The organism is Lentilitoribacter sp. JB5-8, from assembly GCF_055693385.1.
This window is the reverse complement of sequence record NZ_CM146332.1, coordinates 2356932-2370904: the sequence shown is the minus strand read 5'-3', so window position 1 is coordinate 2370904 and position 13973 is coordinate 2356932. Positions and strand designations below refer to the sequence as shown.

Below are 13973 nucleotides of genomic sequence, written 5' to 3'. Positions count from 1 at the left end.
GGGTGTCGAAGTATTAGCTAAGTATTAGCGTACTGGAGGACCGTATTGTAGGCCACCATCTGTCCATAGAGCGTTTACGCCACGTGCGATGCCCAATGGAGTGTCTGGACCAACATTGCGGTCGAACATTTCAGCGTAGTTACCAACTGATTTGATGATTTGAGCTGCCCAATCGTTTGGAATGCCCATTGCTTCACCAAACTCACCACCAAGCAAACGCTTGATACCTGGGTTTTCACTACCCATCATTTCACCAACATTAGCTGATGTGATGCCGAACTCTTCAGCGTTCAAAGTCGCAATGTGTGTCCAACGAACAATGTTGAACCACTGATCATCACCCTGACGAACAACTGGACCTAGAGGCTCTTTAGAGATGATTTCTGGTAGCACTGTGTGTGCAGCAGGATCAGTCAACTTAAGACGCTGAGCATACAAGCCAGATGCATCTGTTGTGTAAACATCGCAACGACCTGCATCGTAAGCTGCAACCACTTCGTCAGCTTTTTCAAACGCAACTAGCTCATACTGCATGTTGTTTGCAGTGAAATAGTCAGCAACGTTAAGCTCTGTTGTTGTACCAGTGTTTGTACAGATTGAAGCACCGCTTAGCTCTAGAGCTGAGTTTACACCCAATTCAGAACGAACCATGAAGCCTTGACCATCATAGTAGTTTACACCAGCGAAGTTCAAACCAAGCTGTGTGTCACGGCTTGCTGTCCATGTAGTGTTACGTGATAGAATGTCGATTTCGCCAGACTGCAACGCTGTGAAACGCTCTTTCGCTGAAAGTGGCGTAAATTTCACCGCAGACGCGTCACCGAAAACAGCCGCTGCAACACCTTTACATAGGTCCACATCCAAGCCACTCCAGTTACCATCAGAATCCTGATTTGAGAAACCTGGTAGACCCTGGCTAACGCCACACTGGATGAAGCCTTTAGCTTTCACGTCATCCAATGTTGCCGCGCTTGATGCGCCTGCAGAAACGCCCAGCGCCGCTACTGCTCCCATAACCGTAGTTAATAGTGTCTTTTTCATATTTTTTCTTTCTTTGCCCTGTTGCACTTACAATGTGCAATTTGTTAGCTCATCACAAGGATGAGAGTACTCACACATACTGTCTGCGATCCGAAGTATTCTCCCTCAACGGGCCGCAATATATGTGCGACATATACCAACGCGATTTGTTGAAATGGTCAAGTATTTTTTTGAAAAAGATCGTTTCTTCTACGAAATATCCAAAAGCTTGTATTTTTTATGAGATTTTGTGGCGTTTCGATAAAATTTTAGCTAGTTTTCATACTAAATGATATTTCCTCAATGGGTCGTTTTTTCCCTCTCAGAACATGGCTAATAAATATACTAGGGTGACTATTTTTCGGTCAATTTGGTTTGGCGAAATTTGCGCGCAAAATATCTATCTCCGCACCAAATCGCTAAATTGGCAAACGTGCTATATTTAGCCAAAAACAAGAGAATTTTCGCGCAAATTTCTCATAATCGGCAATACTTGAAGGTTTGACCGTATATGCGTTTGCACCCGTTTCATAACATTTGCGAATGTCATCTGGATTAGATGATGATGAAAATATAACCACAGGGCAGAGTTTTAAAAGGGCATTTTTTCGAATGCGTTGGAGCACCGAAAATCCATCCTCTTTTGGCATTTTTAAATCCAGCAAGATACAAGAAGCATTTTCAAGCTCGAGCTTTTTTTCTATGTCATCGGTTTCGGAAATATGCACGAGTTCAATATTTTCATCGAATTTCTTGATCGCACGCTGCAAAAACGCGACGTCAATTTTATCATCATCGATAACAATTAATCTGTTGGCATTGCTTTTACCCTGCATAGCCATACGCCCCTATTAGCATTTTTCACCCGCAAAAACGTTTTTATAAGATTTTTGTCGCACTCACCACCAACTGAGACAGCTATTTAAGGGTTTATACAGGGAATTTTAGAATAAATTTCGAGCCATTCTTGTAATAAGGGTCCAATTCTAGGGTTCCGTTATGTCCCTCAGCGATTCTTTTGGCCAATGCCAGACCAATTCCAGTTCCCTTATACTTTTTTTCATCGGCGTGAAGGCGCTGAAACACATTAAAAATTCGGTTTGATTGTTCTTTAGCGATCCCAATTCCGTTATCAGCAACGCTGACACTGACCTCGCTTTTGGTGGTTTTTACAACGTCAATTTCGATATGAGGTGTGGTATCGTCTTTATGATATTTAACCGCGTTATCGATGAGATTTTGCATCAAACGTACAAACAAAACATAATCAAGATTAAGATCGACATCTTTTAAAAGCTTAATTTGCGCGCCAGATTGTTCGATGTTTTGTGAGAGGTTTTCTTTTGCCTCTTCCACTGCGGTACTAAGCAGAAAATAGGAGCGATTGACTTGTTTGTATGCGACTTGTGAGAATTCAAGCAAACTTGAGATTAAACGCTCCATGCGAAAGATGCTTGACCGTATTCGATTGATGTAATCCCCTAAATTATCAGTATTACCACCTTCGTACTCTTCCATAAGCATCTCACCAAACAAACGAATATGCCTCAGTGGTGAGCGTAAATCATGAGAAACGATACCGGCAAATTGCTCGAGCGCCTGATTTCTCAGTGTCAGAGCATGCGCCTGTTCTTCAATTTGCGCTTTGGCTAGTTTTGATTCCGTTATATCGCGGCCGACAGATATAACCTCATATGGTTGATCATCTTTAAATACCAGTCGGTTTGTCCATAAAACGGTTCTATAGACACCGTCTTTTGACAACATTTCCTGCTCATAAGTTCGAACGGGTGTGTCTTTTGATAAACTTGCCAAACAAGCTTGTAGTTCCTTGATAATTTCGTCTTTATGAATGAACTGTAAAAACTTCAGTCCAATGACTTCGGATAGGTTTCTGCCGAAAAAATCACAATATAGCTCATTAGCGTAGTGTATCGTGGTATCAAGATCTGATCTGGTAATAAAAACAGGTAAATTTTCGATAAACGTTTCTTGCTGTACGCGACGATAGTCTAGTTCCTCGCGAATTTCACGCTCTACACTTTCGTCTTCAACAAAGGCTATAATTCTTTTTGGATCATCCCCTTTTTCGCAAATGCTATTGACCACACAAGGATAAACCGTTCCATCTTTTCGCACATGTTGTGATCTTGATTGTTGCACCACACCGCTGTTTTCAATGATATTTTTAATGAAACTATCAATGTTTTTCGGATCAGCATTGTGGTTTATATCCATCAAAGTCAGTTGGGTGATTTCATCTGCGGTATATTGCAGATTGCTCAAAAAAGCGGTGTTGCCGTATAAAATTCGCTGAGTTTGGATGTCAATAAATGCTACGGGCGCTGCAATATTGTCGAGTGCATCACCAAGTGATTCTGCGAGCGTTTTGGTTTCCATCAATTCGGTGATGTTGCTTCGAATTCCGACGATGTGGCCATCGTCCAGCAAACGTTCATCAACTCGAATATAGCGTCCGTCTTTAAGGTGCTGGATTATTGGCGCCGACGGATTGAAGTGATTCCTTAATCGCTCTTTCAGCCATGCAGCTCTACTTTCTTCGGTAAAACCGGCTTCTTCATACTGGCCCTGCTCTAAGCCATATTTTAAGATATCTTCAAACCGTGTACCGATTTTCATGGCATCCACAGAATCAGGATAAACATCCAAGTAACCCTGGTTAAATACACGTAGTCGATCTTCCTTGTCATAGATTGCAAATCCTTCAGGGATTGCTGACAAAGCGGCATTGAGAAGATCGAGCGAATTTTCATAGCCATCCTTAAGTTTTTGAACCTGGCCATTATCCTTTAAATATATGATAGATCGCTCAATACCATCTACACACGTGATGGGATTGCTTATTGTGACATTGGTTTGGAAATTGCCACCATTTGGCAGGCTTACCTCAATGAGCTCTTCGTCCGATGGTAAATCCTTTTCAAGAATGATTGCAGACTTGGCCTCAATGTCATGTGTATTTTTGTGTCTTAAAAGCGGAAACAGATCGTAAAAAATCTTACCAATCACATCATTAGATTTAAAACCTAAATCAGAAACTGCGGAATGATTTAAAAGTGATATGTGATTGTCTTTATCAACTAAAAACCCCGGATTGGGTGCAGAATTGAAGAAAGACAAACTGGTTTCATCAAGTATCTTATCCATCGCGCACGCCACGTCTACTTCGTGCAATTAATCATCAGAAAACTGGGTATTTTTCTTAGCGAATTCATCAATGATGAAACTTATAGCATTGCGATCAAGTTCATTTTTTCCGATGCGGAAATCGGCTCCATATTCCTCAAACTCTTGAAAATATTCAGGTTCAATACTGGATGAGACAATACCTATTGGACCTGTAAAGGCTTTAGAACGCAACACTGGAACAGATGTTCTAAAATCGTCATTTAAATGCAGTTTATTATCGAGAAGAATCATTGAAATCTTCTGCTCATCTAAAACTTTGCACGCACTTTCGATGTCGGTCACACATACAAGTTCGGTATTCTGGTCAGCACCACCTTTAACAAGCCATTCCATCAAGACAAATTCATCTGGGTTATCATCAACGAAAAGAATGGTGACTGTCTCAAGTTCCTCCAAAGTGCTGTTCATAATTTTTCTCCCGCAAAATTATTTTGTTCTTATTTTATCAGACCCATTCTGATGGCTTTTGCGACCATTTGGGCACGATTAACAACCTGAAGCTTTTGCAATATCTTCGTTGTATATGAGTTTATGGTATGCTCAGATAATCCCAAAATTATGGCGATTTCTACTGAGGTTTTTCCCTCTGAGCTCCATCTTATGACCTCAAGCTCCCTTGGAGAGATCACTGGCATGGAGTCGGGAAGGATAATTTCATTAAAGAAATTTTGAAAAACAAGCTTACAAGAGTAAACCAACTGATCGATATCCAGCTTATCTGCCACCGTTTTAGGTAACACCAACCACAAGCCAAAATGGCGACCATTTGGCGTGTGCAATGGCACAGATATCCCCGTTGACTTGGATAATTCACCACAAAATTCAACATGTGTGTGAACACTCTCGTCATCCCATATATTATGCAGCATTTCGTTACGCATGTTTTGGAAAACGATATTGGTGTCAGCGATAGATATGACGTCCAGATCTACAAAATTTGCATCATCATTATTTACCACAACCATCAGTGATTCGATTGACGCCTCTTCTGGCCAGTTATTCAAATCAAAAACAGAGAGTAAATCGAGCTCATATTTCACGCATAAGCACTTGAATAATCGATAGAAATCCAACTTGTTTATTGCTCGTTCTAAATCGACTAAACAGTCTGGCTTTTGGTGCTTCATGGATACGCCTCGCTGTAAGAAAGTTAGTACAATTCAAAACGGAATGAAACTAAAATCTGATTACAATGAGGCTTGATCTCATCACAACGACGTTTGGGTTTTAAGGAATGGCGATCCCGGCAGGACTCGAACCTGCAACAACCTGCTTAGAAGGCAGGTGCTCTATCCAGTTGAGCTACGGGACCAAACTTTAAGCATTGGCCTTAGTGTGTCCAAGGCTGCGGACGGTCAAATTTGAAATTATCAGTATATGACATTTGACGACGTTTTGGTTTGTTGACAGTCAACACACGATATTTAATGCCTTCGCGCTCTGCATAGGCAATTGCATCTTCCTTGCTGTCGAAATTTAAGACAACTTGGGTCTGGGTATCAGAACTGGTTGTATAGCCCATAATTGGGTCGATTGTTCTGGCTGACGTGCGATCAAATTCAAGCAACCATTTGCGCGTCTTGGCTTTACCAGACTGCATCGCATTTTTTGTCGGTTGGTAGATTTTCGCTGTCCGTGCTGAGCTTTGAGTATCAGATGGCATATTGAAAGACCTTTCTTGATAGGAGCTGACCAGCAACATCATTCTATGTTGCTGGTCGGAGCGAGAGGATTCGAACCTCCGACCCTCTGGTCCCAAACCAGATGCGCTACCAGGCTGCGCTACGCTCCGACGACTGCAACGACCGCTCATGTACACAAGTCATAACGAGTGTGCAACATTAAATCGACGTTTGTTTGCTCTTATTTTCATTTTTTTAAATTATTTTCAGTTGGCACCAATATTAAGCGCTATTTCGCGCCTGTCAAAGCCTAGGCTTTTGCATAATAAATCTATTTCATGATTTCCACGCATAAAAAAAGCGCCCGAATTGGACGCTCTGTTATGCGATTCATCTCTCTATTAATGAGATTGATTAAATGGGGCTCCGATATCTGGGTGGATCTCGGCGACCATAAGCCCTTTGTCACCTTCACCATAGCGTACTAATACAACCTGACCAGGACGTAATTCAGTTAAGCCGTAACGCCTTAATGTTTCCATATGAATGAAAATGTCTTCAGTCCCCTCACCGCGCGTTAAAAAGCCAAAACCTTTTGTACGGTTAAACCATTTAACTAGTGCACGTTCCAAGCCGCTTGTTGGGGTAACTTGCACATGCGTTTTAACAGGTGGAAGCTGTGATGGATGAACAGAGGTAGATGTGTCCATAGAAACAATTCGGAATGCTTGATATCCGCGGTCACGTTTTTGTATCTCACACACAATGCGCGTGCCTTCCATGATGGTTTGATAACCATCGCGTCGCAAGCAGCTTACATGCAGCAAGATGTCTTCCATTCCGTTATCGGGAATGATAAAGCCAAATCCCTTGGCAACATCAAACCATTTCACGACGCCGGTAATCTCAATAAGATCAACTGGATCGCCTGTTACAGCATCCTGTTCGACATCGCCTCCTGTAGATGTTTTATCCACCATCCTTGGTGACCCCACTCACTACACATTAAATCACTAAAATTGATTCTAATTTGTAAACTAACATTTATATCGTGTCATTAGGCAAGACCCGATTAGTAAAATTCACGTGGCAATCCCCAGATTTCAAGACCAAATAATCATCGATCAAGTTTAATAAATACTAGAAAAATCATTGAATTCAATAAGTTAACTCGCATCGCCGCAAGCTTAACAATCGAGGTGCAAAATGCATTCTATTTACGAAAAATTCAGCTACTCCACCTACGAGTAAGCTTAGTTGAATAGAATCGCTTGTGAAAGTTCCAACTGACCTTGTTACAAATAGTTCAATTTTGGCATTTTGGTGGAGTTTCGTCACGATATCGCCTCATTTATGGCAGTATTGGGCATCATCGGAGCGGTTTGCCTTTTTGCTTGGGCTTTTAAATTCGGGCATTTTGGAGTAAACACTCAAGTAATCGTCGGTCGCGACGGCATGAATAGGGGAATTAGTTGCGTCAGTTTAGGGGCTATATACACCGCACAACTCATTTGAGTCGTATTGCGATTGTTCCGATTTTTATCGGGATTGGCGTTAGCGGTTGTGTCAGCACAGATGCATCTTTAACCACGCAATTGGCGCCAACAACAGTTGGCCTAGAGCCGCTAGATGACACCCTCGCCCCGCAAGATACAGCCAGCTTAGGTTACAACGGGTCTATTCCCGTTCCAGATAACTCAACCGCGCTCGCAAGCTCTTATAACAGTGTACCTGAACAAAATGTTGCAACTGCTGCGGTTCAATCTGCAACAACAGCGTCTCCTTCTATCAATGCTCTTGATAAAAACGGTCAGATTTATGTTGCACAAACACCAAATACCGCAACAGCGAATACGCAAGTCGCCTCGTTAGCAACGGCTACTCCAGCATCAACCAGCCTGGCGCGTCCTAATAAGAACGGAAATGCGTTCTTCTCGTCATTGTTTAAACGACAAGCCAAACCAACACCTGCGCGAACAGTGGCAACCGCACCTGCCCAACAACCAAGTGTTCAGCAAGTCGCAGCGGTCGCTCCAACTACAGAAGCAGAAGTTAAAAAGCCTCAAATCACCAGCGCCAAGAAAGTGACATTGGCATCTGCCACACCTGTCGCATCTGAACGCGCTTCTGCAGGCAAAGAAAAGAAACGCGGTATTTTCGCTTCGATCTTTGGATCTAAAGACAAAAACAAAAGCAGAGATAAAAACCGCATTGAGGTTGCTTCTGCAGCCGGTTTAGCACGGCTTTCACCACTTACATTGCAACGCCAAACTGAACGTGTGGATGTGGCTTGCTTTAAGCCTGAATTGGTTCGTCTTTTAAAGAAAGTTGAAAAACACTACGGCAAGTCTGTTGTTGTTACCAGTGGCTATCGATCACCTAAGCATAACAAGCGAATCGGTGGAGCCAACGGATCACGACACACAACGTGCGAAGCAGCAGATGTTCAAATCAAGGGCGTTACAAAGTGGGAATTGGCAAAATTTGTCCGTTCCATGCCAGATCGCGGTGGCGTTGGCACTTATTGCCATACACAATCTGTCCATATTGATATCGGATCCGTCCGTGATTGGAACTGGCGCTGCCGTAAGCGCAAGCGTTGATCTGAGCGATTCCTCAAATCACCCCACTTACATTCCAAATTTAGCTTATATTGCTGGCACCATAGTTAGCCGAGGCTTATTTTTGTAAATATTTGCAATGTTCAGATCGGGCTAAAACCTTGTTAAACCTGCATGAAATCCAAAGTTTTGCAAAATTGTCATTTTTTTTTGAAAAAACGCAAAATACTGCTTGCGGGATTTGCATCCTCTGACTATAACGCGCCCATGTCTTGTGCGCCCATCGTCTAGCGGTCTAGGACGCCGCCCTTTCACGGCGGAAACACGGGTTCGATTCCCGTTGGGCGTACCATTCATATTTCTCAAATATTCTCATGATTTGAAGACACTAGAGCGAAAAGCTCAAGTGTTGCATGAGATATGTTTGAGCTAACGTAGAGCTATGTGGGTGCGATCACTTCGGCAACCCTTTTTGCTTCATACCACAAAAGACTTCTCCCAGACTTAAAAGATACTTGATAGCCACGTAAGCGCTAATCAGGGCTTGTTTATGCCAAACAATACCATGGTAGCTGATATCACGATTTATGAGACCCAGATCGAATTCTGAGGCGATATAACAGCTTTAGGAGACTATGTCTTCATGCGCGCCAAGGCGCAGGAAAGAGAACTACAGCGTGGTGGAGACTATGATTTAGGTTTGTCCATGCCCTGCGGGGTTTCAGGCGCATCTGCATCGCTGTTTGCTGCAATATCAATCACCGATGCAGGATCTTCGTTTAATGCATCATCAACTGCCTTTTTCAGCGCATTATTAGGACGCCCTGAACATTCGTGGAAGATACGCGTTGTACAATTTGCGCAGATATCTTCATCCAGCATAGGCACGATCTCAGCAATCGCCTCACCCTTACTTAAGTGGATGTGGTGCTTCGTGAGTGCTTTCATCACATGGAAGCGACCAAGCTTGTTAATTGTCCGCGGTGTGGTTGTCTGCAAATGGAAGGATCCACCGCGCTTATGACGGCGTGTTGCTTCTTCAATCAGCAATTCCGCGCCCGGCAGATCAATCTCACCAATCCCCTTCACGATCAACATCATATGGCGCTGTTCAGGCTGATCATATTCAATCGTGCGTAATTTGCGGCGAACAAACTCCACAGAACCAAAATATAAAGGCCCATCAATTCGCGCCATAACCAGTTGCGGGCATTCTGGCAGGTCGAGGCGCTCGACACTACTAAAGCGGCGGTTTGGTGTTGAGGTATCCGGTGCACCTACTGAAATGCGCGGACGCGATGATTTGTTTAAGAACAAAGCAAGTGACAAAAGCACGCCTGCATAAATCGCAAATTCAAGATCAAAGATCAGCGATGAGAAGAATGTAACGGCGGCAATCCAGGTTTCGGTTTTACTTGTGGTGATCAAATGCTTGATTTCACGCACGTCTACCAGCTTCCAAGCGACCAAAATGATCACGCCCGCCATTGCCGGAATAGGCACAAACGCAAAGAACTGAGCCACGAATAGCAAAATACCGAGCAGGAAGATCGCTGCGAATACAGCAGACAATGGTGTTTTCGCACCCGCTTCATAATTAATGCCAGAACGAGTGAGTGAAGCTGAACCTGGATAGCAGTTAAAGAAGCTTCCAGCGACATTGGACAGGCCTTGGCCGGTAAATTCGCGGTTCGCATCGATATCCTGACCCGATCGCAAACCAATAGCGCGCGAAATTGACATTGCTTCCAGCAAACCAACCACAGCAACCGCAAATGCAGGAGAAGCTAGATCACGCATATCGCTTAGATCAAATGCAGGCATTGCAAAACTTGGAACAACCGATGGGATCACACCAACCGTTTTAACTTCAAGTTCCGTCCATCCCAAGAAATAATAAACCAGAGTTCCTGCGCCTAGTGCGATGAGGTAGTTCGGCAATTTCGGAAAGAACTTTTTCGATAAAACGCCCACCGCCAATGAAGTAAAGGCGATGATAAAACTATCTGCATCAGCATGGGGCCATATTTCCCAAAGTTTGGTGGAAAATTCGACTAAATCTTCGGGGCGAGGCAAATCCAGCCCGAGTGCATGGCGCACCTGACTTAAACCAATTAACAAGGCAGCACCGGTGATGAAACCTGTCATAACCGAATGAGACACAAAGTCGACCAATGCACCCAAATGCGCAATACCGAGTATAAGCTGGAACATACCCACTAAGAAGGTCAGCAAAATCACCGCTTGTATAAATTCCGGACTGCCAGGTGTGTGCCCACCTGCTAGAGCTGCAAACACCAAAGCTGAAATCGCAGTTGTCGGACCCGATACAGTATGCCATGAAGAGCCAAAAAGCGCCGCGATAATCGGCGTGATCATTGCGGTATAAAAACCATATTCAGGTGGCAAACCAGCAATCGCGGCAAAAGCGATGCCTTGAGGCAAAACAATAGTGGCGCCGGTAAAAGCGGCAAACAGGTCGTCGCGCAACGTAGACCACGTCACTTTCGACACCCAATCTGGTGTGCCAAAAAGCAAACGTATTTCTTTCATAACCGCCCCCATTTCTTTGCCGTGGAGCGACTTAGCCATCTACGTATCCAATCTCAATTTCATATTATAGTGACGTGTCGCCCTTCTCATATGCCGATTAATTCGAATGTCAATCGCAGCAAATAACAATTGCTGCAAGCTGATCAATCAAGGCTAGCCTAAGGGCGATACTTCGCTATGGTCCGCAAATTGGTCAAAACGGGTATTTATATCAATAAATGAGACTTTTTGACCCATGATTTGCTATTATGCATATTTTTTGCCTGTTGTGAATGCGGAACAGGCAATAAACCCGACTATTCTCGGGTTAATTTTGCCATAAAGGCTGTCATAACGTCTGTGAGATATTGGCCACATTCAATGGATGGAATATGCCCGCAATCCTTTATCTCTTCGTAAAACGCATTGGGAATTGTTTTGGCCATGGCTTTGACAAGTTCAGGCGGTGTGGCACCATCTTGATCACCTGCGATGCAAATTGTTGGCACTTTGATCTCAGCAGCTTGCTCGGTAAAATCTGTATCGCGAATGGCAGCTGATGTTCCCGTATAGCCCTTGGCCGGAGTGCGCGTGAGCATATTGGCATAACCTGCAACATCTGCAGGATTATCTTCACGATAGCCTTTGGTGAACCAACGCGCGAGCACACCATCAGCAATTTCAGAAATACCTTTTGTCTCGACCATTTCAATACGCATATTCCAAAGCTCGTCTGTGCCGATCTTCATGCCTGTATTACACAAGATCAATGCACCCACGAGATCAGGACGCGTTGCATAAAGCCCTTGGGCGATTAATCCACCAACAGACACACCGCAAATGATCGCGCTTTGAATGCCAAGGTGATCCATAAGGCCAGCGAGATCTTCCACATGATCCGTCATAGTTTGGCTTTCGCCCAGATCAGACAAACCATGGCCGCGCTTGTCATAAGTCACGATTGAATAATCACCAACTAAGCGAACAATCACATCACGCCAAATACGAAAATCTGTGCCCAGAGAGTTTGCAAACACAATCGTCGGCTTGCCTTCAGGCGCACCAATCACTTGATAATGCAGATTAACGTCATTGATATTTGCGAAATGCATGGCTTTTGTCCTTCATGACAGGCAATTACGATAGATTGAGAGGATATAGAGCCAAAACCAACCCATATCTAGTGTGTAATATAGCCATGTGACATTTTTGGGGTTGTTTTGAAACAATTAGCTCAAACCGTTGAACTACACCTAACTCACCCGCACCGCATCCATCACGCGGATTTGCACTTGCTTCATACCGCGCCAGTAATTGATGTTGACATTGCCAGCCACATGAAAGCTTTGTCCGCGGCCATTTAAAAATGCTTTGCCAAGTTCTGTGTCGGCTGCTCTGAAACATATGCCATCAATACGACCACCATCCATGCCGGAAAAGGAGACTTTGACATGGTTGGTCCCTACAATGCGCGCGTCTTTAAGCATGTGATTGGGCAATACGAAAACAGGCTGGGAATGGCCTGCACCATATGGCCCTGCCCGTTCGATCATATCAACCAAATCTGTTGTCATACCAGATGCGGCCATAGCGCCATCGATTTTTAAACTACGCACCGCAGTTAAATCCGCGATATTTTCTGCAGCTTTTTCTTCAAAATAGCTGCGCAACTCGCCAAGTTTAGATTTCTCAACAGTGAGACCCGCTGCCATCGCATGGCCACCACCTTTGACAAGCAAGCCCATATCCACCGCTTCGCGCACGATCTTACCGATATCAAAACCCGGGATAGAACGACCCGAGCCTGACCCTTTGCCAGATGGATCAAAAGCGATGGCAAATGCTGGTCTATTCTCACGATCTTTTAGGCGTGAGGCCACAAGCCCGACAATACCCGGATGCCAACCATCATTGGCAGACACGATGATTGCAGGGCCCTCACCGCCTGCCATTTCAGCCATCACTTCAGCCTCTGCCTGTTCCAGCATCTTAGCTTCCATAGCTTGGCGTTCTTTGTTGAGATTATCCAAATGCGCGGCGATCTCATCAGCTTCTGATGCATCTTGTAGCGTGAGCAATCGCGAACCAAGCGCTGCATCGCCAATACGTCCGCCGGCATTGATGCGCGGGCCAATTAGAAAACCTAAATGATAGGGTGTAATCGGACCATCAATCCCCACTATGCGCATTAAAGCAGCAAGCCCAGGATTACCCTGCTTGCGCGCTGCAATCATGCCCTTGACGACATAGGCTCTGTTGAGGCCTTTAAGCGGCACCACATCGCAAACTGTCGCAAGCGCCACCAGATCAAGATGGGCAAGCAGATCAAAGCCTTTGAGCCCTTCATGGCCTGATTGGCGTAAAACCCGCTGCACAGCAACAAGAACCATAAACACAACGCCCGCTGCGCATAAATGCCCTAAACCTGAAAGATCATCTTGTCGATTGGGATTTACAAGCGCGACACAAGGCGGTAATTCATCACCCACTTGGTGGTGATCAATAACCACGACATCGCAAGAAAGCTCTTTTGCTTTTTCCAAGGCTTCAAAGCTGGTTGAACCGCAGTCAACGGTGACAATCAACTGAGCACCTTTTTCAACAAGCTCTGCGATCGCATTGGGATTGGGGCCATAGCCTTCAAAAATCCGGTCAGGGATATAAATCTCATTGGGCACGTTTAGATGAGTTAAAAACCGTGATAGCAGCGCTGATGAAGATGCACCATCAACATCATAGTCACCAAAAATCGCCACACGCTCACCCATTTGTATGGCTTGTAAGATACGTTGAGCACCCGCATCACAATCGGTCATTGTGGATGGGTCCGGCATTAAATCGCGAATAGATGGTGCTAGAAACGTCGCGGCTTCCTCAGACGTTACCCCGCGCGCTGCGATTACACGGGCAATGAGCTCAGGGATATCAGTCTTTTGCGCAATATCCAGCGCAGTGTTTTGCCCAACATTATCAAGTCGAGAAATCCACTTTTGGCCTGTTAGCGAGGCTTCCACGCCCATAAAGACAT

General features: G+C 44.5%; 11 protein-coding genes and 3 tRNA genes. 2 read left to right on the top strand and 12 right to left on the bottom strand.

Going from position 1 to position 13973, the window contains the following annotated elements; all coding sequences use genetic code 11:
* Positions 1-24 precede the first annotated feature (24 nt).
* The 9 genes from ACZ1GZ_RS11635 to ACZ1GZ_RS11595 all read right to left on the bottom strand — a co-directional run bounded on the left by ACZ1GZ_RS11635 (position 25) and on the right by ACZ1GZ_RS11595 (position 6832).
* A complete protein-coding gene (locus tag ACZ1GZ_RS11635; protein ID WP_472665042.1) occupies positions 25-1041 on the bottom strand; it encodes an amino acid ABC transporter substrate-binding protein in 1017 nt (338 codons plus the stop codon).
* 398 nt (positions 1042-1439) lie between these two features.
* Positions 1440-1856, bottom strand: coding sequence for a response regulator (locus ACZ1GZ_RS11630; protein ID WP_472665041.1), 417 nt, complete (start codon positions 1854-1856; stop codon positions 1440-1442).
* Between the two features lie 94 nt (positions 1857-1950).
* Positions 1951-4188 (bottom strand): PAS domain S-box protein, encoded by a 2238-nt coding sequence (locus tag ACZ1GZ_RS11625; RefSeq protein ID WP_472665040.1) that lies wholly within the window; start codon positions 4186-4188, stop codon positions 1951-1953.
* Positions 4189-4215: 27 nt separating this feature from the next.
* On the bottom strand, positions 4216-4638 hold the full coding sequence (locus ACZ1GZ_RS11620; RefSeq protein WP_472665039.1) for a response regulator: 423 nt from the start codon (positions 4636-4638) through the stop codon (positions 4216-4218).
* Positions 4639-4667: 29 nt separating this feature from the next.
* On the bottom strand, positions 4668-5357 hold the full coding sequence (locus ACZ1GZ_RS11615; protein ID WP_472665038.1) for a response regulator transcription factor: 690 nt from the start codon (positions 5355-5357) through the stop codon (positions 4668-4670).
* Between the two features lie 108 nt (positions 5358-5465).
* A tRNA-Arg gene (locus tag ACZ1GZ_RS11610) sits at positions 5466-5542 on the bottom strand.
* Positions 5543-5560: 18 nt separating this feature from the next.
* Positions 5561-5893 carry an ETC complex I subunit gene (locus ACZ1GZ_RS11605; RefSeq protein ID WP_472665037.1) on the bottom strand — a complete coding sequence of 111 codons (333 nt, stop codon included), beginning with the start codon at positions 5891-5893 and terminating at the stop codon, positions 5561-5563.
* Between the two features lie 52 nt (positions 5894-5945).
* Positions 5946-6022, bottom strand: a tRNA-Pro gene (locus ACZ1GZ_RS11600).
* Positions 6023-6253: 231 nt separating this feature from the next.
* On the bottom strand, positions 6254-6832 hold the full coding sequence (locus ACZ1GZ_RS11595) for a cold-shock protein (RefSeq protein WP_472665036.1): 579 nt from the start codon (positions 6830-6832) through the stop codon (positions 6254-6256).
* A gap of 492 nt (positions 6833-7324) precedes the next feature.
* On the opposite strand from ACZ1GZ_RS11595, the gene ACZ1GZ_RS11590 reads away from it, so the two are divergent.
* Both ACZ1GZ_RS11590 and ACZ1GZ_RS11585 read left to right on the top strand, forming a co-directional pair.
* Positions 7325-8455 (top strand): D-Ala-D-Ala carboxypeptidase family metallohydrolase, encoded by a 1131-nt coding sequence (locus tag ACZ1GZ_RS11590; protein ID WP_472665035.1) that lies wholly within the window; start codon positions 7325-7327, stop codon positions 8453-8455.
* Between the two features lie 234 nt (positions 8456-8689).
* Positions 8690-8765: transfer RNA gene (locus tag ACZ1GZ_RS11585), tRNA-Glu, on the top strand.
* 335 nt (positions 8766-9100) lie between these two features.
* Here the strand turns inward: ACZ1GZ_RS11585 and ACZ1GZ_RS11580 are convergent.
* From ACZ1GZ_RS11580 to recJ, 3 genes are all read right to left on the bottom strand, one after another.
* Complete coding sequence (locus ACZ1GZ_RS11580) at positions 9101-11005, bottom strand: SulP family inorganic anion transporter (RefSeq protein ID WP_472665034.1); 1905 nt, start codon at positions 11003-11005, stop codon at positions 9101-9103.
* A 257-nt stretch (positions 11006-11262) separates the two neighbouring features.
* Positions 11263-12057: a 3-oxoadipate enol-lactonase gene (gene pcaD, locus ACZ1GZ_RS11575; RefSeq protein WP_472665033.1), complete on the bottom strand. Its 795-nt coding sequence runs from the start codon at positions 12055-12057 to the stop codon at positions 11263-11265.
* A gap of 141 nt (positions 12058-12198) precedes the next feature.
* Complete coding sequence (recJ, locus tag ACZ1GZ_RS11570; protein ID WP_472668286.1) at positions 12199-13965, bottom strand: single-stranded-DNA-specific exonuclease RecJ; 1767 nt, start codon at positions 13963-13965, stop codon at positions 12199-12201.
* Positions 13966-13973: the final 8 nt, after the last annotated feature.